The organism is Streptosporangium brasiliense, from assembly GCF_030811595.1.
GTDB lineage: Bacteria > Actinomycetota > Actinomycetes > Streptosporangiales > Streptosporangiaceae > Streptosporangium > Streptosporangium brasiliense.
In genome coordinates this window covers 5,570,094-5,589,186 of record NZ_JAUSRB010000002.1, presented here as the reverse complement: position 1 = coordinate 5,589,186, position 19,093 = coordinate 5,570,094, and the positions used below count along the sequence as shown (strand labels likewise).

The following is a 19,093-nucleotide window of genomic DNA, read 5'->3' as shown; positions in this document are numbered from 1 at the left end:
CCGGGACGGGCCGCTCGCTCCGGGCGCGTTCATCGGATGCGGCGCTGTTCGGCGTGGTAGCCGCCGCCGGGCCAGATCCAGTCCCCGGACAGGGTGTCGCCGTCGGAGCTGAACACCGCGCGGTAGTAGGCGGGCGAGCCTTTCTCCCCGCCCCAGATGGTGAGCGTGTCGCCGTCGATCTCGTAGACGTAGTCGAGAGTCTCGCCCTGGCTGCCGTAGAACCGGGACTTGATGTCCTTGCTCGGTTCCTCGGCGCCGAACAGCCTCTCCCGGCCGATGATCTCGATGCCGACGATGTGCTGGCCGGCCTGCCGGATGTCGACTTCCTGCTTGAGGAAGTGACCGCCTGCCAGCCAGGAGTAGGTGACCTGGCCGGTCGCCTCGCCGCTCACCTCCCAGGTGCCGGCGAGCCGGTCGAGCGCGGCCATCGCGGTGTCCTGCTTGTTCGACATGAGTGTCTCCTGTCCGCTTCGATGTTGTCGGATCTGCTTGTATGACGGCACAGCGCCCGGAAAGGGATCGGTGCCCGGCTCAGCCGTACAGGAATTCCACGAGCGCGGGCGCGAGCTTTCCGGGGGCCATGACCACCGCGCCGTGGTTGAGGCCGGGCAGGGTACGGTGTTCGGCGCCGGGCAGGATGTCGGCCAGCGCCCGTGCGGCACTGTGGAATCCGGCCGGGCTCCTGCCGCCGGTCAGCACCAGGGCCGGCGCTTCCGCGGCCGCCCATCGGCCGGCCTCCAGCGGCCTGCCCCGCTGGGTCTCGCCCATCACCGCGGCGTCGTAGGGCAGCGTGTGCGCCAGCGCCTTGAGGCTCGACCACACACCCGGCATCAGCCGCATCATGGTCACCATGAACGCGGGCATGCCCTGTGCCTCGGTCATGAAGTATTTGACCGCGTCACCGCGCCGGCCGGCGGCCAGCAGCGCGTCGAGATGCCGGGCGTAGTCCTCGGGCGGGCCGGAGCCGTCGTCGCCGATCACGAACGGCGGCTCGTAGAGCACCAGTTTCTCGATGTCGAGCCCGGCCGCCGCGGCACGCAGCGCCAGCACCGCCCCCGATGAGCTCCCGAACACCGACGCCGCCCCCCCGACCTCGTCGATCAGGGCCGCGATGTCCTCGACCTCGCGTTCGACCGCGTACCCGGCGGCGTCGCCGCTGGCGCCCCGGCCCCGCCGGTCGTAGTTGATCACGGTGAAGTGCTGGGCGAGCAGGCCGGCGAGCTTACGGGCGTCGGAGCGGTCGGCCAGTGCCGAGGACACGAGGATGACCGCGGGCCCGGCGCCGAGCCGCTCGAACGCGATCTCGGTTCCGTCCTTGGAGAGGAGCGACGCGTTCACCGCGACCGTCTTTTCCCCGGTGGTAGACATGGTTGCTGCTCCGTTTCAGGCGTTGTGCCGTGTTCTTGGCTGTATGACGGCGCCTCGGCGGAGAAGGAATCGGTCCGGTCCCGGCTTATCGCGATCAGTGTGACCAGCCCTGGCCCCGGATTGCGCAGCGCGCGCAGCGGAAGACCGGCCAGGCACAGCACCGCGCCGTGGCCGAAGCGCCGGCGGGCGCCGCTGACCGTTTCGAGCTCGACCCCCGCACCCTGCACCCGGACGAGCGCGTCGCGCCAGGCGGCCGCGTCGTAGTCGCGGACCTCACCGCAGGCCAGGACCACTTCGCGGCGCCGGAATCCCGCGCTCACGGCAGGGCCGGGGGCAGGCCGAACGCCGCGAAGTAGCGCGGTTCGAACGACGTGATCGCGGTGATCCGGCCGCCGTCGATCCGCAGCACGTCCAGCACCTGGCCGTGGAACCGTCCGGCCGGGTCCCTGATCTCGCCCGCCGTGGGGCGTTCGACGTAGTGCGCCACCGCGGGCTGCAGATTCGCGCCGGTGACGACGCTGCGCCAGCGCCCGTGAAACCATTCCGAACCGGCGTCGAAGACCTGTCCGCTGAAGGCCAGCAGCGCGCTCCGCCCGACCAGCCACGCCGGCTGCGGCGGCATCGTCATCTGCACGTCCTCGGCGAGCATCCCGGCGAGCGCGCCCAGATCGGCCCGCTCATGCGCCTGGACGTAGCGCCGCAACAGCGCGCGCTCGTCCGCGCTCGGCTCGGCCGGCGGCGCCCAGTCCTCGCGCCGCTGCGGCAGGTGCTGCTTCAGCGTCGCCCGCGCCCGCTGCAACGCGCTCTTCACCGACGCCAGGCTGGTGCCCAGCAGCGCGGCCGTCTCGGCGGCCGGCCAGCCCAGCACGTCCCTGGTGATCAACACGGCCCGCTGCCGGGCGGGCAGGTGCTGGATCGCCACCAGGAAGGCGAGCTCGATCGTCTCGCGCGCGACCGCCGCCGACTCCGGCCCCTGGGCACTGTCGGCGGCCGGCTCCAGCAGCCGGTCCGGGACCGGCTGCAACCACGGCACGTAAGCGGGCGGCCGCACCGGCGCGCCCGGATCGACCAGCGGCGGAACCTGGTAGGGGGCCGCCCGCCGCCTGTTCCGGTCGATCACGTCCAGGCACGCGTTCGTCGCGATCTTGTACAGCCAGGCCCGGAACGTCGACCGCCCCTCGTAGGTCTCCCGGCGGCGCCACGCCCGCAGGAACGTCTCCTGAACGATGTCCTCAGCCTCGTCGTAGGAGCCGAGCATCCGGTAGCAGTGCACCCGCAGCTCCCGGCGGACGGACTCGGCGAGCGCTCCGAACGCCCCCTCGTCACCGGCCACCGCGGCGCCCACCACAGCCGCTTCCTCGTCGCCGGCCACCGCGGCGCCCACCACAGCCGCCTCCTCCGCCAGACCGCCACTGCCTCGGTCCTCCACCACGGCTACCTCCGCCCACGCCGACACGTGTCCATGACCATAAGACGGCCACCGCCGCCAGAAGGGATCGGACCGGAACGCGGATCGTACCGGGCGCCGGCGCCGAGCCGTCCCGTGCGGCCGGTGACACTCGCCGGCCGCCCGGCCGGCCTCGGCTGTGAGGAAGGCCACACCTCACTCCTGTCCGATCGGTCAGGACTGACCGATCGGACAGTTATTGTGAGGACATGCCACGTCCCGCTTCCGCCCTGCGCGGCCACATCCTGGAGTCGGCGTTGCAGCTGTTCGCGACGGGCGGTTACAAGGGCACGTCGCTGCACGACATCGCCCAGGTCGTGGGCTGCTCGAAGGCGTCCTTGCTGTATCACTTCGCCGGCAAGGACGCGATCCTCACCGAGCTGCTGACCCCGGCCGGCGAGGGGCTGGCCGCGCTGGACGCCCGGCTCTCCGGCCTGGACGGAGATCGGGCCGCCGAAGCGGCCGTCACCGGTTTCGTCGATCTGGCCATGCGTTTCCGGCGTGAGCTCAAGATCCTGTTCCAGGACGTTCCCGCGATGACCAGCCATCCGGCGCTGGGCGCCATCCCCGCCATCACCGATCGGCTGCTGGCGGCGCTGGCGGGCGGTTCGACCGAGCCCGGGGACCTGGTCGCCGCCTACATGGTCGTGGGAGCCGTCTTCGTCACCAGCGCCAGCGACGTGCAGGTGACGGATGAGGACCTGCGTACCGAGCTGATCCGCGGCGCCCTGCGGACACTCGCCCGCGAACCCCGCTGAACCTTCGAGAAAAGACAACCACTGTCATGGCTTCTGTGCTGTACCGGCTCGGCCGGTCCTCCTTCCGCCGCCGGGGACGTGTCCTCGCCGTCTGGCTGATCCTGCTCGCCCTGCTCGGTGGGGCGGCCGCCGCCTTCATGGGCCCCACCACCGACAACTTCACGATGCCCGGCACCGAGTCCCAGCGGGCGCTCGACTCCCTGCGGCGGCAGTTCCCGCAGGCCGGCGGCACCACCGGCACCATCGTCATCGCGGCGTCCGAGGGGCGGAAACTCGACGCCCCCGCGGTCGCGCCGGTCGTGCGGGAGGCCGCCGGGGTCCCCGGCGTGATCGCCGCCATGGACCCCTTCCAGGTCGGCGCCGTCTCACCGGACGGCCGCTACGCGCTGGTCCAGGTCCAGTTCGCCACCGCCGCCGACGATGTCACCGACGCCCAGCGGGCGGCGTACGAGCGGGTCGGCTCCTCCGTGCGGGGGCTCCGGGTCGAGCACGGCGGTGAGATCATGAAGGCCGAGGTGGAGATCGGCTCCACCGAGGCGCTCGGTGTCCTGGTCGCCGCGGTGGTCCTCGTCATCACCTTCGGCTCCCTGGTGGCCGCCGGCATGACGCTGCTCAACGCGCTGATCGGCGTCGCGGCCGGGATGGCCGGGCTGTTCGCCCTCAGCGGCGTGGTCGAGCTGACCGCCACCGCGCCCATCCTGGCACTGATGCTGGGGCTGGCCGTCGGGATCGACTACTCGCTGTTCATCACCTCCCGCTACCGCCAGTACCTCGCCGAGGGCATGGAGGCGGAGGAGGCCGCCGGGCGTGCGACCGGCACCGCGGGTTCGGCCGTCGTCTTCGCCGGCGCCACCGTCGTCATCGCCCTGGCCGGCCTCGCCGTGGTCGGCATCCCCTTCCTGAGCGTCATGGGCCTGGCCGCGGCGGGCACCATCGCGGTGGCCGTCCTGGTCGCCCTCACCCTGCTGCCCGCCTTCCTCGGCTTCGCCGGCACCCGGGTGCTGCCGCGCGGGCAGCGCGGCGGGCGGGCGTCCGGACCCGGGCGCGAGGGGTTCGGCTTCCGCTGGGGCCGGACCGTCACCCGCCTGCGCGTCCCGGTCCTGCTGGCCGGCGTCCTGGGGCTGGGCGCGCTGGCCCTGCCCGTCCAGGACATGCGCCTGGCACTGCCCGACGCCGGCACCGCCTCCTCCGGCTCCGCGGCCCGCGAGGCCTACGACCTGATCGGCGAGGGATTCGGGCCCGGCTTCAACGGCCGGCTGATCGCCGTCGTCTCCGGCGACGACGCCCAGGCCACCGGCGCGGCCGCCAAGCAGGCCGCGCAGTTGATCCAGGGCACCCCCGGCGTGCTCGCCGTCTCCCCACCGCAGGCCAACCAGCAGGGCACGACCGTGCTGCTGACCGTCATCCCCAAGGCCGGCCCCACCGACGCGGCCACCGAGGAGGCCGTGCGCTCCATCCGGGAGCGCGTGGCCGGCGTCCAGGGCGCCGACATCGCCCTGTCCGGAGTCACCGCCATCGGCATCGACGTCTCCGCCAAACTCGCCGGCGCGATGCCCGTCTACCTCCTGCTCGTGGTCGGCCTGTCGATCCTGCTGCTCATGCTGGTGTTCCGCTCCCTGCTGGTGCCCTTCAAGGCGGCGCTGGGCTTCCTGCTCACCATCGGCGCCACGTTCGGCATCACCGTGGCCATCTTCCAGCAGGGCCACCTGGCCGATCTGCTCGGCATCGACGTCCCCGGACCCCTGGTCAGCTTCCTGCCGATCCTCCTCATCGGCATCCTGTTCGGCCTGGCCATGGATTACGAGGTCTTCCTCGTCTCCCGCATGCGCGAGGACTTCGTCCACGGCGACACCGCCCAGCAGGCCACCGTCAACGGCATGGGCCACAACGCCCGCGTCGTCACCGCCGCCGCGCTGATCATGACCGCCGTGTTCGGCGGGTTCGTGTTCATGCACGACCCGATCATCAAATCCATGGGCTTCGCGCTGGCCGTCGGGGTGCTCATCGACGCGTTCGTCGTCCGCATGGCCCTGGTGCCGGCGGTGATGTCGCTGCTCGGCCGCGAGGCCTGGTGGCTGCCGCGCGCCCTGGAGCGGGCCCTGCCCGACCTCGACATCGAGGGCGAGAAGCTGCACAGGGAACTCGCCGCCCAGCGGCGCGAGGACCACCGCGGAACAGTCAAGGTCTGACGTCCGGCCCCGGCCACGGACCCGGCGATCACCGCGGGCGGAGCGCGCCGCCGCTCCGCCCGCGGTCAGTGGGACTCGCGCGAGACCTCGTGTCCGCTGGACCCGACGAGGAAGTCCAGGTCAGCGCCCTGGTCTGCCTGCATCACGTGGTCGACGTAGAGACGCTCCCAGCCCCGCGCGGGCGCGGCGAAGGCCGCCACCATGGCGGGCGAGGGCCGGCGCCGGTCCAGCTCCTCCTGGGGGAGGTCGACCTCCAGCCGCCTGGCCTCGACGTCCAGGATCACGTGGTCCCCGGTCCGGATGAGGCCCAGCGGGCCGCCCGCGGCGGCCTCGGGCGCCACGTGCAGCACGACCGTCCCGTACGCCGTGCCGCTCATCCGTCCGTCGCAGATCCGCACCATGTCCCGCACCCCCCGCTCCAGGAGCTTGGCGGGCAGCGGCATGTTCGCCACCTCCGGCATCCCCGGGTATCCCTTGGGCCCGCACCCGCGCAGCACCAGCACCGAGGAGGCGTCGACGTCGAGGTCCGGGTCGTCGATCCGGGCGTGCATGTCCTCGACGCTGTCGAAGACGACGGCCCTGCCCCGGTGGCGCATCAGCTCGGGCGAGGCCGCCGCGGGCTTGACGACGGCGCCGGAGGGGGCCAGGTTCCCGTACAGCACGGCGATGCCCGCCTCGGCCCGCAACGGCTCGGCGCGGCGGCGGATGACGGTGCCGTCCCAGATCCGCGCGCCGTCCAGGTGGTCGACCAGCGGCCGGCCCGTCACCGTCAGCGCGTCCGGGTCCAGCAGGTCCCGCACCTCGCGCAGTACGGCGAGCAGCCCGCCCGCGCGGTGGAAGTCCTCCATCAGGTGGCGGCCCGCCGGTTGCAGGTCGACCAGGAGCGGCACGCCGGCTCCGGTGCGGTCGAAGTCGCCGAGCGAGAGCTCGATCCCGAGGCGGCCGGCGAGAGCCAGCAGGTGCACCACGGCGTTGGTGGACCCCCCGACGGCGGCCAGCGCCACGATCGCGTTGAGGAAGGAGCCGCGGGTGAGCAGGTTGCTCGGCCGGCGCCCTTCGGCGACGAGTTCGACGGCGACCCGGCCGGTGTCGTGGGCGCCTTCGAGCAGCCGGCTGTCGGGGGCCGGGGTGCCGGCCAGGCCGGGAACGGTGGTCCCCAGCGCCTCGGCGACGCAGGCCATCGTCGAGGCCGTCCCCATGGTGTTGCAGTGCCCCCTGCTGCGGATCATCGAGGACTCCGACCGCAGGAACGCCTGCTCCGACAGCGTGCCGGCCCGGACCTCCTCGCTGAGCTTCCACACGTCGGTGCCGCAGCCCAGGGGGACCCCCCGGAACGTGCCGGTCAGCATGGGGCCGCCCGGGACGACCACGGCGGGCAGGTCCACGGAGGCCGCGGCCATCAGCAGGGACGGGATGGTCTTGTCGCAGCCGCCCAGCAGCACCACGCCGTCGACGGGGTTGGCCCGCAGCATCTCCTCGGCCGCCATCGCGGCCATGTTCCGCCACAGCATGGCGGTGGGCCGGACCAGGGTCTCCCCCAGCGAGACGACCGGGAGGTTCATCGGGACGCCGCCGGCCTCCCAGATCCCCCGTTTGACGCTCTCGGCCACCTCGTCGAGGTGGGAGTTGCACGGGGTCAGGTCGGAGGCGGTGTTGGCGATCGCGATGTGCGGCCGCCCGTCGAAGGAGTGCGCCGGCAGCCCCCGGCGCATCCACGCGCGGTGGATGTAGGCGTTGCGGTCGCTCCCGGCATACCACTGTGAGCTGCGCTGCTCGGTCATAGCACTCTCATTCCACTTGCCCGAACGTTGCTCTAGTGTTTGGGATTCAATCATTCGCGGGCGGGGCCGCGGCGACGACCAGGCGGACAGGCCCGGGTCCGGGTCCGGGTCCGGGCGCGCCGCCCTCCCGGCGGCGGCGAGAGCCCCGGCGGGCCGGCACGCCGTACCCGCCGCGCGCCGATGGGGAAGGCTGAACGTGAGAGCGTTTGTCGTCACCGGCCCGCGCCGGTTCGCGGTGCAGGACGTCGAGCCGCCGGTCCCCGCGCCCGGCCAGGTCGTCGTCGACGTCGAGCGGGCCGGGGTGTGCGGTACCGACGCCGAGTTCTTCTCCGGCGACATGGACTACCTGCGCGAGGGCCAGGCCGGATATCCGATGCGCATCGGGCACGAGTGGTGCGGGAGCGTCTCCGCCGTGGGCGAGGGCGTCGACGCGAGCTGGATCGGTCGGCGCGTCACCGGTGACACCATGCTCGGCTGCGGCCGGTGCCGCCGCTGCCGCACCGGGCTGCAGCACGTGTGCGAGGACCGCTTCGAGATCGGCATCCGCGGCGGATGGCCCGGCGCCCTGGCCGAGCAGCTGCCGGTCCCGGTCACGGCACTGCACGCGCTGCCGGACACGGTCGACGCGGTGGCCGGCGCCATGGTCGAGCCGGGCGGCAACGCGCTGCGGGCCGTCGAGGGCGCGGCCCTCGGGCCGGACGCCAGGGTGCTGGTGCTCGGCCCGGGGACGATCGGCCTGCTCGCCGCCCGGTTCGCCCTCGCCCAGGGCGTGGAGGTGCATGTCATGGGGCTCTCGGAGCCGTCGCTCGACTTCGCCCGCACGCTCGGGGTGCACGGGGCGTGGACCTCCGAGCGTCTCCCGGATCTGCCGTTCGACGCCGTCATCGACGCCGCCAACTCCCCGGCCCTGCCGGCCCGCGCCCTCGACCTGGTGGAGCCGGGCCGGCGCGTGGTCTACATCGGCCTGGCGTCCGCCCCGAGCACCGTCGACACCCGCACGATGGTGCTCAAGGACGTCACGGCGGTCGGGGTCCTGAGCGGCTCCCCCGGCCTCGCCGGGGCGATCGAGCACTACGCCTCGGGGACGGTGGACCCGCGCCCGCTGGTGGCCGCCACCATCGGGCTGGACGGCGTGGGCGACGTCCTGGCGGGCCGGCGCCCCACCGGCTCGGGCCCGGGCCCCAAGATCCACGTGGACCCCCGGCTCTGACCGCCGCAGAGCGGACGCGGACGCGCCCGGAGTCCCTGCCCGGCGGACAGCCGCCCCGCCACGGTCACGGCGCTCAGCGCGCGTCCCGGGGGCGGGAGCGGGCCGGGGGTGAGATCGGGAGAGACGGTACAGTCGGGCACGGAACGAGAGGGGGGCGAGCTCCCGGGGCCGATCGCGCAGGGGTTGCCGTGCTCCTTGGGCACGGGGATCCCTGAGCTCATCGAGGTGCACGACACGACCGCCGACCAGGTCCGGCAGCCGGAGGACCGCCTCGCGCTGCACGGGCGAGTGACCGAGCGCGCCGCGATCGGCGAGCTCCTGGCCGCCGCGCGGGCGGGCGCCGGCCAAGCGCTCGTACTGCGTGGCGAGGCGGGTGTCGGCAAGTCGGCGCTGCTGGATCTCGCCGCCGCCACCGGCGCCCCGATGCGGGTGCTGCGGGCGACGGGCACGGAGCCGGAGACGGGGCTGGCCTTCGGCGGGCTGCACCAGCTGCTGCGCTCGGAGACGGAGCTGCTGGACCTGCTGCCCGGCCCGCAGCGCGAGGCCGTCCGCGGGGCACTCGGCCTGGCCTCCACCCGCACCGACGACCGTTTCCTCATCTCGGCGGGCGTGCTGTCCCTGCTCACCGAGGCGGCGGCGGCCGGCGGGCTGCTCTGCCTGATCGACGACTTCCAGTGGATCGACCAGGCCTCGGCCGACGCCCTGCTGTTCGCGGCCCGGCGCCTGCGGACCGAGGGCGTGGGGATGCTGATCGCCGTACGTGGGGACGCCACGGCGAGCCTGCGCGGCGTCCCGGACCTCCACGTCACGGGCCTCGACCCGCGGAGCGCGGCCGACCTGCTCGCCTCCCGGTCGGCGGCGCCGCCGGCCCGGCGGGTGAGCGAGCAGCTCGTCGCGCTGACCGGCGGTAATCCCCTGGCGCTGGGCGAGGTGGCCGAGCTCCTCACCCTTGAGCAGCTCGCCGGCAGGGCCGCCCTGCCGGATCCGCTCCCCGTGGGAGCGGGCCTCGGGCAGATCTTCGGCGACCAGGTGGAGCGGCTCTCGGCCGCCGGCCGGCTGATGGCGCTCGTCATCGCGGTGGAGGGACGCGGTGACCTGGGGCTGATCCTCGGCGCGGCGGACCGGCTGGGCGTGGACCCGGCGGAGCTGCATCCGGTCGAGGCGGCCGGACTCGTCGGCGTGGAGGGGACGACGGTCCGCTTCCGGCACCCCCTGATCCGTTCGGCGGTGTACACGCGGTCGAGTTCGGTGCAGCGGCGCCTGGTCCACACCGCGCTCGCCGCCCTGCTGGAGGGGGACGCCGACCGGCGGGCCCGGCACCGGGCCGCCGCCTCGGTGGGCCAGGACGAGGACGTCGCCGCCGAGCTGGCGGCATCGGCCGAGCGGGCGCGGTCACGGGGCGGATACGCCGACGCCGCCGTCGCCCTGGCCCGGTCGGCCGAGCTCACCCCCGAACCCGCCGTCCGGGCGCGGCGGCTCACCGACGCGGCCACCGCCGCGTGGCTGGGCGGTCGCCCCGGCCAGTCGGAGACCTACCGGGCCCAGGCGCGGGAGCTGGCCCACGACCCCCTCCTGATCGCCGAGCTCGTCCAGCTGCGGGGACGTTCCGAGCTGCACAGCGGAGACGCGGCCGAGGCTTGGCGGATCTTCCTCGAAGGCGCCGGCCATGCCCGCGCGGTGGATCCGGGCAAGGCACTGGAGATGCTGGCCGACGCCTCCGAGGCCGCCTCCTACGTCGGGGACACGGCCGCGATCGTCGACATCGGCCGGCAGGCGGAGTCGCTGCCCGAAGGCGGCGACGCCTTCCTGCGGGCGGTCCTGGTCGGGATCGGCGCGATGCTCGCCGGTGACACGGGGCGGGGCGGGGCCGCGCTGCGGCAGGCGCTGCTGCGGGCCGGTGAGCTGTCGGCCGCCTCCGAGCTGCTGTGGGCCTCCGCGGCGGCGAGCTACCTGGGAGAGGCCGACGTGTCGGCCGAGCTCGTCGGCAGGGCCGGCCGGGTCGCCAGGGTCTCGGGGCTGACCGGCCAGCTGCCCGTGGTGCTCGAGTTCGTCTCGACGGCCGAGCGGATCAACGGCCGGTTCGCCGTCAGCGCCGCGCTCGCCGAGGAGGGGCTGGCGCTCGCCCGCGAGGCGGGCTACACCAACTCCGCCGCCGCGCACCTGGCGAACCTCGCGGCGGTCGCGGCCGTGCGCGGCCAGGAGGCCGTCTGCCGCGAACACGCCCAGGAGGCGCTGGCCATCGCCATCCCTCACCGGATCGGCCTGCGGGCGGGCACCGCGTCGTACGCGCTGGGCCTGCTCGACCTGGGCATGGGGCGCTTCGCCGCGGCCCACTCGCGTTTCTCCGCGCTGGCCGCCGCGGGCCCCGGCGCCGGGCAGGCCACGGTCGTCTGGAGGTCGACCCCGGACCGGGTCGAGGCGGCGGTCGCGTGCGGTGACCACGACGCGGCCCGTGCCATGGTGTCCCACCTGGAGCAGTGGTCGGTGAACGCCGAGACCCCGGCGTCGCGGGCCCTGCTGGCCCGGTGCCGGGCACTGCTCGAAGACGGCGGGGAGGCCCTCTCGCTGTATGAGGAGGCCCTGCGCCTGCACGACGAGGGCGGCCCGGCCCCCTTCGAGCAGGCCCGGACGTCGCTGCTGTACGGCGAGCGGCTCCGCCGGGTCCACCGCAGCGGCGACGCGCGGCAGCCGCTGCGGTCGGCGCTGGAGACCTTCCAGCGCCTGGGCGCCGAGCCGTGGGCGGAGCGGGCCCACAGCGAGCTGCGGGCCGCGGGGGAGACCGTCTCCCGGCCCGGACCGGCCGCCCTGAGCGCGCTCACCCCCCAGGAGCTGCGGATCGCCCGGCTCGTCGCCGAGGGCGCCTCCAACCGGGACGTGGCGGCCAAGCTGTTCCTCAGCCCGCGCACCGTCGAATACCACCTCTACAAGGTCTATCCGAAGCTCGGCGTCACCACCCGCACCGAGCTGGCCCGGCTGGTCGGCGCCGACCCGGACTCCGGGGGCGCCCCGCCCACCGGCGCGCGATGAGCCGGGGGCGTGGCGGGGCGGCGGGAGGACCCGCCGCCCGCCGGCCTCCCCCGTGCTCCGCCGGTCATCGGCCGGTGACCACCGGCCGGTCACTGGCCGATGACCACCGGCCGGTCACTGGCCGATGACCACCGGCCGACCCCAGTGGTCCTACGGATGGCACCGGCGCGGGCGTGCGCCAGGCTCTGCTCATCGGCCGGAACGCCTCCGGCCGGGATGAACGTGACGAAGTGATGAAGGAGCAATCGTATGTCTCAGGGACGCATGGTGAACGTCGGCGACGTCGAGCTGTGGACCGAGGAGTTCGGTGATCCGGCGCACCCGCCGCTGCTGCTGGTGATGGGCTCGATGTCGCAGGGCGTGGTGTGGCCGGAGGAGCTCGTCGGGCGGCTGGCGGCCGGCGGCCGGCGGGTCATCCGCTACGACCACCGCGACACCGGCCGCTCGACCACCGTCGACTTCGACGCCCACCCCTACACCTGGGCCGACGTCAAGGCGGACGTCCTCGGCGTCCTGGACGCCTACGGGATCGACGCGGCCCACATCGTCGGCCACTCGGCGGGCGGCCTGCTCGGCCAGTGGATCGCCGCCGAGCAGCCGGAGCGGGTGCTGACCCTGACCGTCATCGGGTCGTCGCCGCTGGGCGGCCGGGAGGGACAGGTCCTGATGCGCGCGCTGATGGGCCAGGAGCAGCCGCCCGGCAGCCTGCCCCCGCCCGCTCCGGAGTTCGTCGAGTTCTTCGCCAAGGCGGCGGTCAACCCGCCGCCGGCCGACCGGCGCGCGCAGATCGACTTCCAGATCGAGCTGGCCCGGGTCCTGCACGGCACGGCTCTCCCGTTCGACGAGGACGAGCAGCGGCGCATTGAGGAGCGGCTCCACGACCGCGCGGCCGACCCCGCGGCCGTGGCCAACCACCAGCGCGCCGGGGCCAGGGACTCCGAATTCGAACCCGTCGGGATCCTGGACCGGGTGCTCGCGCCCACGCTCGTCATCGAGGGCACGCACGAGCCGGTCAAGCCCGGCCACGGGGCGCTCATCGCCGCGGCGATCCCGGGGGCCGAGTTCCTGATGATCGAGGGCATGGGCCACACCCTGCCGCCCCAGGTGCACCGGCAGCTCGCCGAGGCCGTCCTGGCCCACACCGCCGGGTAGCGCGCTGCCTCCGGAAGGCGGTCCGCGGGCCGCCCGCATCCGCTCGGCCACCGGCCACGGCGGGCTGTTGCCGACGGCGGCCTGATACCCATGATCATCCCTTGAGCCGGTGAGGGCGGACGCCCCGGCGGACCGGCAATGATCTCCGACCGTCTTCAACCGGAACTCAAGTCGTCCTCAAGTCGGGTGCGACACAGTCGGGCACCTACCGACAGGAGAGATCATGACGATTGGGAACGAGCTGAGGAACGCGGTCCGGGGCCGGGTCCTGGTGGCGGGCGACGAGGGGTTCGAGCAGGCCGGGCGGCCGTGGAACCTGGCGGTGGAGCAGCCGGTCCGGGCCGTGGTGGAGGCCGAGGACGCCGATGACGTGGCCGCGGTGGTCGGCTACGCCCGGCTGGCGGGGCTGGCGGTGGCGGCCCAGCCCAGCGGGCACGGCGCCAGTGGTTCGGCCGACGGGGTGATCCTGCTGCGCACCGGGCGGCTCGGTGACCTGGAGGTGCGGCCGGCGGAGCGGGTGGCCCGGGTGGGCGCGGGGGTGCAATGGGGGCAGGTGCTGGCCGCGGCGGGCCCGCACGGCCTGACCGGGCTGGCGGGCAGCTCGCCGGTGGTCAGCGTGACCGGCTACACCCTGGGTGGCGGGCTGAGCTGGTTCGGCCGCCGTCACGGGTTCGCCGCCGACAGTGTGCGGGCCTTCGAGGTGGTGGACGCCGAGGGGCGCCGGGCGCGGGTGAGCGCCGGGTCCGATCCGGAGCTGTTCTGGGCGCTGCGTGGCGGTGGTGGGGACTTCGCGTTGGTGACGGCGGTGGAGTTCGAGCTGTATCCGGCGCCGCGGTTGTACGGCGGGCGGGTCATGTGGCCGGCCGAGCGGGCGGCGGAGGTGCTGGAGGCCTTCCGGGAGATCACCGCGGACGCGCCCGAGGAGCTCAGCGTCTGGTTCGATCTGTTGAGTTTCCCGCCGCTGCCCTTCCTGCCTGATCTGCTGCGGGGGAAGGCGCTGGTGGCGGTGGACGCGACCTTTTTGGGGGAGGGCGGGGAGGGGCAGGACCTGCTGCGCCGCCTGGACAAGATCGGCGGGGCCGTCATGGACAGCCGGGGCGTCCTGCCGGTGGCCGAGCTGGGCGGCATCTGCGCCGAGCCGACCGACCCGAGCCCCGGCATGGGCCACACCGAGCTGCTGACCGGCCTCGACGACGCGGTGGCCCAGGTGCTGCTGTCGCGGCCGATCGACCCGCTGCTCAGTGTGCAGATCCGGCACCTGGGCGGCGCGCTGGCCCGCTCGGCGGAGGGCGGCGGCGCCTGCGGGCACCTGACCGAGCCGTACTTGCTGCACACGCTGGGCATCCCGGCCACCGCCGAGGTCACGGCCGCCCTCGGTGCCCGGCAGAGCGAGATCGACGCCGCGCTCGCCCCGCACGTCAGCGGGCGCAGGCCGCACACCTTCCTCTCCCCCGGCGACAGTGCCGCCACCGCCTTCCCCGGCGACGTCCTGGCCCGGCTCCGGGAGATCAAGCGCGCCCGCGACCCCCACGGCGTCTTCCGCAGCAACTACTCGGTCCTCGGCTAGGTTCTGGCCGCGGGGCACCGGACGCCGGGCGCGGCCCGCCCGCATGGCCTTACCGAACCTCCGCGCCACGGCCGGTCCGGCGGAGACGTGGTGTCCCGGCCGCCCGCCCGGCTTCCCGGCCCGCGTGCAGTGATGCGGCAAAGAAGGCCAAGTTTCTCCGCTCTCCGGCGAGGTCCCCAGGGGGCTGGGTAGGGACCGGGGCATGGCAGAGATCGGTTACACGATGATGTGTGAGCAGACGCCGGCCCGGCAGTTGGTGGACGACGTCGCCACGGCGGAGCGGATCGGCTTCGACTACGCGGCCATCTCCGACCACTACTTCCCGTGGCTGGAGGAGATGGGGCATTCGCCGTACGCCTGGTCGGTGCTGGGCGCGGCTGCGCACGCGACCGAGCGCCTGCCGTTGATGACCTACGTGACCTGCCCGATCATGCGCTACCACCCCGCGGTGGTGGCCCAGAAGGCCGCCACGATGGGCGCCCTGACCCAGGGCCGGTTCACCCTGGGGCTGGGCGCCGGGGAGAACCTCAACGAGCACGTGATCGGCCACGGCTGGCCGCCGGTCAACACCCGGCACGAGATGTTCCGCGAGGCGATCGAGATCATCAAGGAGCTGTTCGAGGGCGGCTACACGACCTATCGGGGCGAGTTCTTCGACGTCGACTCGGCCAAGCTGTTCGATCTGCCGGAGCGCCCGGTCCCCCTGGCGATCGCCGCCTCCGGCGACAGGTCGACGGAGATCGCCGCCGAGTACGGGGACGGGCTGGTGGCGACCGATCCGGACGGCGGACTCGTCGAGCGGTTCGCCGCCGCCGGCGGCCAGGGCAGGCCGGTCTACGGCCAGCTGCCCATCTCCTACGACCCCGATCCCAAGGCGGCCCTGGAACGGGCGCACCGGCTGTGGCGCTGGGCCGCGGCGGGCTGGAAGGTCATGGCCGAGCTGCCCGCCCCGGTCAACTTCGCCGCCTACGCCGAGACCGTGCGCCCGGAGGACGTCGCGGAGACGGTGCCGTGCGGCTCCGATGTGGAGGCGGTCGTGGAGGCGGTGCGCAGATACACCGACGCCGGATTCACCCACGTCGCCCTGGTCCAGATCGGCCACGAGCACCAGCAGGAGTTCTTCGACTGGTCGGAGAAGGAACTCCTGCCCGCCCTCCGGCGCCTGCCGTGAATCACGCAGACCGATGAACGACGCATGCCCGCGTACGCGGAGAAGGAGCCATTGATGAACGCGGATCAGGACACGGATGTCATCACCGTGCTGACGCACGACCACCGCGAGGTGGAACAGATGTTCGGCGAGCTGGAGCGGCTCGGTGAGAGCGACGTCGGACGGCGCGGGGAGCTGACGGAGAAGGTCATCATCGAGCTGGTGCGCCACTCGGTCGCCGAGGAGGCCTACCTGTACCCGGCCGTGCGGGATCTGGTGCCCGGCGGCGCCGAGCTCGCGGACCGCGAGCTGGCCGAGCACGCCGAGGCCGAGCGGACCATGAAGGAGCTGGAGACGACCGATGTCGCCGACTCCCGTCACGCCGTCCTGCTGGAGCGGCTGATGAGAGAGATCCGCGCGCACGTGCAGGAGGAGGAGGGCGAGCTCTTCCCCATGCTGCGCGAGTACGCCCGCCCCTCACAGCTGGCCGAGCTGGGCCACAAGGTCGAGGCGGTGAAGAAGATCGCGCCCACCCGGCCGCACCCGGCCGCGCCGGACACCCCTCCGGCCAACAAGCTGCTGGCACCGCTCACCGGCCTGGTCGACCGGGTCCGGGACGCGATCACCGGACGGGGCAAGGACTGATCCGCCGCGCGCGGTGGGGAGACCGGACGGTGGGAAGAGCCGACGGCGGGAAGAGCGGAACGGCGGGAAGACCGGACGGTGGGAAGAGCCGACGGCGGGAAGAGCGGACGGCGTTCTTCGGCCCCCGGCTTCTCCGGCCGCAGGGGCCGCGGGCCGGCGGCCCCTGCGGAGCACGGCCGCCCGCGATCACCGCGCGGCGGCCTGCTGGTGCGGGTAGACGTGCTCCAGTTCGTGGCCGGGCGGCAGGACGCAGCGGCGGTCGATCTCGGTGTGCGGGCACCGGGGCGCGTCGCTGCGGCGCGGCAGCGCCTCCCCCTCCTCCCACCCGGATCCACCGTCGTCGGCGGGGTCGTGAGTCATGGGCGCGTGTCCTCCTGTGGCGTTCGGACGGTGACGCGCCGGCTCCCGGGCGGCCCGCGCTCACGGACGGCGCGTGGAACGCTCCAGCCCTGAGGGGCGGGCCGGCAGTGGCGGCCGGGACCGGCTGACCGGTCAGCCGTCCGTGTGAGGCAGCAATCTATCCCCCGCTGGTTCCGGCTGCCCAGAACCAATGATTTGACGCTGTCCTACTTGATCGCTGTCAGAGATCGACGATCACGCACCGGATGCGGGGCAGGCGGTCCCGGAAGAGGGCCCCAACCGCGTGATCCCGGGAACCGTGGGCGGCGATCACTCGTTCGCCGTTTCGGTTACGTCACCACAACAGGAGAGAGATATCCGTGGTCTTCAAACGGCTGCTGGGAGCCTTCGGCGTCGGAGGTCCCTCGGTGGACACCGTCCTGGCCGTGTCCCGCGTCTCGCCCGGCGGGTCCCTGAGCGGAGAGGTCCGGATCAAGGGAGGGGATTTCGAGGCGGAGATCGAGCACGTCACCCTCGGGCTGGTCGCGAGGATCGAGACCGAGCACAGCGAGGGTGAGCACAGCGGTCTCGGGGAGTTCTTCCGCGCCGAGGTCTCCGGCCCCTTCAAGCTGGGCGTCGGCGAGGAGCGCGCCATCCCGTTCCAGGTGCCGGTGCCCTGGGAGACGCCGCTCACCGAAGTCCAGGGCCGGCCGCTGAGCGGCATGGCCATGGGCGTGCGCACCGAGCTGGCGATCGCCAAGGCGGTCGACAAGGGCGACCTCGACCCCTTCTCCGTGGCGGCTCTGCCCTCCCAGGAGGCCGTGCTGGCGGGCTTCTCCGGGCTGGGCTTCCACTTCAGGAGCGCCGACCTGGAATCCGGCCGGCTGTACGGCGTGCAGCAGTCGCTGCCGTTCTACCAGGAGATCGAGTTCTACCCGCCGCCCCAGTACGCGGGGCTGGTCAACGAGGTCGAGCTGACCTTCGTGGCCGACGCCGGCCGGCTTGAGGTCATCCTGGAGGCGGACAAGCGCGGCGGGCACGGCTCCGGCCACGACTCCTTCGGGCGCTTCCAGGTGAGCCACGAGCAGGCCCTCCAGATGGACTGGGGCGCCGAGATCACCACGTGGCTGAACGGCCTGGCCGGACACCGCGGCGCCCCCTACGGGGGCTACCACGACGACCACCACGACCACCACGGCCACCACGGCCACCACGGCGGGCCCGGCATGGGCGCGGTCGTGGCGGCCGGAGCGGCGGGCATGGTGGGCGGGTTCGTGGCCGCCGAGGCGATCGACGAGATCGGCGACTTCTTCGAGGGCGACGAGGAAGAGGAGTGAGGAGCGGGCGGGCCGCTCCCCGATGGGAGCGGCCCGCCCGGGTCCCGGCCAGGATGGACTCATGAGCCAGGTCCGCCGCGTCGTCGTCGACACCGACACCGGCATAGACGACGCGCTCGCCCTGCTCTACCTCGCGGGCCGCCCGGACGCCGAGATCACCGCCGTCACCTCGGTGTTCGGCAACTGCGCCGAGGAGGACGCCGCGCGCAACATCGGCTACGTCACCCGGCTGCTCGGCCTGGAGGTGCCGATCGCCCGCGGCGCGGACCGGGCGCTGTCCGGGCGCGCGCCCGCCGCCGCGGGCGCGCACGGCGCCGACGGTCTCGGGGACCGGGGCTACGACCGCCCGCTGCCGCAGGTCACCGGGGAGTCGGGCGCCGAGCTGCTGGTACGGCTCGCCCGCGAGCATCCCGGCGAGCTCGACCTGCTGGCGCTCGGCCCGCTGACCAACCTGGCCCTGGCCCTGCGCAGGGCTCCCGACCTGCTCACCGGCTACCGCTCGGTGGTGATGATGGGGGGCTCGGGTCCCCGCACCGGGCCGGGCCGGGCGCTGACGGCCGACACCAACATCGTCAACGACCCGGCGGCCGCGCGGACGGTCCTGTCCGCTCCCCGCAACGAGCTGGTGGCGGTCGGCGTCAACGTCACCGGCGTGACGGTCCTGGACGAGGCGGCCCTGGGCCCGCTGCGCGCCGCCGGCACCGCCCGCGCCCGCTTCGCCTGCGAGATCCTGGACGCCTACCTCGACTCCTACCGGGGAAGGTGGGGGCGCCGGGCCGTCCCGCTGCACGACCCGCTGGCGGCCGGCATCCTGCTGGACCCGGGCCTCGCGACCGCGTCCGCGACCGGCCCGGTCCGCGTGGTGGGCGACGGACCGCTGGCGCGCGCGCACCTGATGCGCGTCCGGGCCGGACAGGGGCCGCGCTCGCCCCGCCGGAGCGTTCCGGACACCAGAGTGATCATGGAGGTCGACTCGGCCCGCTCCGTCGCCGGCTTCATCGAGGTGCTGACCCGATGACCGCCGGAGCCCGGTAAATCGGTAACGAGCCCCATAACACCGTGATAGGGGTTTTTTGGCACATCCCTCGGCGCGGCACGGCCAATACCTTGACAGCACCCCTCA

General features: G+C 73.7%; 16 protein-coding genes. 10 read left to right on the top strand and 6 right to left on the bottom strand.

From position 1 onward, the window contains the following. Positions 1–29: 29 nt before the first annotated feature. The 4 genes from J2S55_RS34065 to J2S55_RS34050 form a co-directional block, all read right to left on the bottom strand. The gene (locus J2S55_RS34065; RefSeq protein ID WP_306869343.1) at positions 30–452 is read right to left on the bottom strand and encodes a hypothetical protein; all 423 of its coding nucleotides are present in this window, start codon (positions 450–452) and stop codon (positions 30–32) included. Positions 453–531: 79 nt separating this feature from the next. Continuing rightward, the gene (locus tag J2S55_RS34060) at positions 532–1,368 is read right to left on the bottom strand and encodes an alpha/beta fold hydrolase (RefSeq protein ID WP_306869341.1); all 837 of its coding nucleotides are present in this window, start codon (positions 1,366–1,368) and stop codon (positions 532–534) included. Next, a complete protein-coding gene (locus tag J2S55_RS34055) occupies positions 1,335–1,688 on the bottom strand; it encodes a hypothetical protein (RefSeq protein ID WP_306869339.1) in 354 nt (117 codons plus the stop codon). Before J2S55_RS34055 ends, J2S55_RS34060 begins: the two co-directional genes overlap by 34 nt. Further along, complete coding sequence (locus J2S55_RS34050; RefSeq protein WP_306869337.1) at positions 1,685–2,800, bottom strand: RNA polymerase subunit sigma-70; 1,116 nt, start codon at positions 2,798–2,800, stop codon at positions 1,685–1,687. The genes J2S55_RS34055 and J2S55_RS34050 overlap by 4 nt, the downstream gene beginning before the upstream one ends. A gap of 224 nt (positions 2,801–3,024) precedes the next feature. Here J2S55_RS34050 and J2S55_RS34045 point away from each other — a divergent pair, with 224 nt between their 5' ends. Further along, entirely contained in the window at positions 3,025–3,573 is a 549-nt protein-coding gene (locus J2S55_RS34045; protein ID WP_306869335.1) for a TetR/AcrR family transcriptional regulator, read from the top strand. Between the two features lie 26 nt (positions 3,574–3,599). Next, positions 3,600–5,762 carry an MMPL family transporter gene (locus J2S55_RS34040; protein ID WP_306869333.1) on the top strand — a complete coding sequence of 721 codons (2,163 nt, stop codon included), beginning with the start codon at positions 3,600–3,602 and terminating at the stop codon, positions 5,760–5,762. Positions 5,763–5,827: 65 nt separating this feature from the next. On the opposite strand, the gene J2S55_RS34035 is transcribed toward J2S55_RS34040, so the two are convergent. Beyond that, positions 5,828–7,543, bottom strand: a complete 1,716-nt coding sequence (locus tag J2S55_RS34035) for an IlvD/Edd family dehydratase (RefSeq protein ID WP_306869330.1) — start codon at positions 7,541–7,543, stop codon at positions 5,828–5,830. A 196-nt stretch (positions 7,544–7,739) separates the two neighbouring features. On the opposite strand from J2S55_RS34035, the gene J2S55_RS34030 reads away from it, so the two are divergent. The 6 genes from J2S55_RS34030 to J2S55_RS34005 all read left to right on the top strand — a co-directional run bounded on the left by J2S55_RS34030 (position 7,740) and on the right by J2S55_RS34005 (position 16,294). Next, entirely contained in the window at positions 7,740–8,753 is a 1,014-nt protein-coding gene (locus tag J2S55_RS34030; protein WP_306869327.1) for a zinc-dependent alcohol dehydrogenase, read from the top strand. A gap of 225 nt (positions 8,754–8,978) precedes the next feature. After that, entirely contained in the window at positions 8,979–11,780 is a 2,802-nt protein-coding gene (locus J2S55_RS34025; RefSeq protein ID WP_306869325.1) for a helix-turn-helix transcriptional regulator, read from the top strand. A 249-nt stretch (positions 11,781–12,029) separates the two neighbouring features. Next, the gene (locus tag J2S55_RS34020) at positions 12,030–12,932 is read left to right on the top strand and encodes an alpha/beta fold hydrolase (RefSeq protein ID WP_306869323.1); all 903 of its coding nucleotides are present in this window, start codon (positions 12,030–12,032) and stop codon (positions 12,930–12,932) included. 223 nt (positions 12,933–13,155) lie between these two features. After that, on the top strand, positions 13,156–14,499 hold the full coding sequence (locus J2S55_RS34015; protein WP_306869320.1) for an FAD-binding oxidoreductase: 1,344 nt from the start codon (positions 13,156–13,158) through the stop codon (positions 14,497–14,499). 202 nt (positions 14,500–14,701) lie between these two features. Further along, entirely contained in the window at positions 14,702–15,670 is a 969-nt protein-coding gene (locus tag J2S55_RS34010; RefSeq protein ID WP_306869317.1) for a TIGR03557 family F420-dependent LLM class oxidoreductase, read from the top strand. A gap of 54 nt (positions 15,671–15,724) precedes the next feature. After that, positions 15,725–16,294 (top strand): hemerythrin domain-containing protein, encoded by a 570-nt coding sequence (locus tag J2S55_RS34005; RefSeq protein WP_306869313.1) that lies wholly within the window; start codon positions 15,725–15,727, stop codon positions 16,292–16,294. 186 nt (positions 16,295–16,480) lie between these two features. Here J2S55_RS34005 and J2S55_RS34000 read toward each other — a convergent pair whose 3' ends face one another. Beyond that, complete coding sequence (locus J2S55_RS34000) at positions 16,481–16,654, bottom strand: hypothetical protein (RefSeq protein ID WP_306869312.1); 174 nt, start codon at positions 16,652–16,654, stop codon at positions 16,481–16,483. A 359-nt stretch (positions 16,655–17,013) separates the two neighbouring features. On the opposite strand from J2S55_RS34000, the gene J2S55_RS33995 reads away from it, so the two are divergent. Next, positions 17,014–17,970, top strand: a complete 957-nt coding sequence (locus J2S55_RS33995; RefSeq protein ID WP_306869309.1) for a sporulation protein — start codon at positions 17,014–17,016, stop codon at positions 17,968–17,970. A 61-nt stretch (positions 17,971–18,031) separates the two neighbouring features. Next, complete coding sequence (locus tag J2S55_RS33990) at positions 18,032–18,988, top strand: nucleoside hydrolase (protein WP_306869306.1); 957 nt, start codon at positions 18,032–18,034, stop codon at positions 18,986–18,988. The last annotated feature ends 105 nt before the right edge of the window (positions 18,989–19,093 follow it).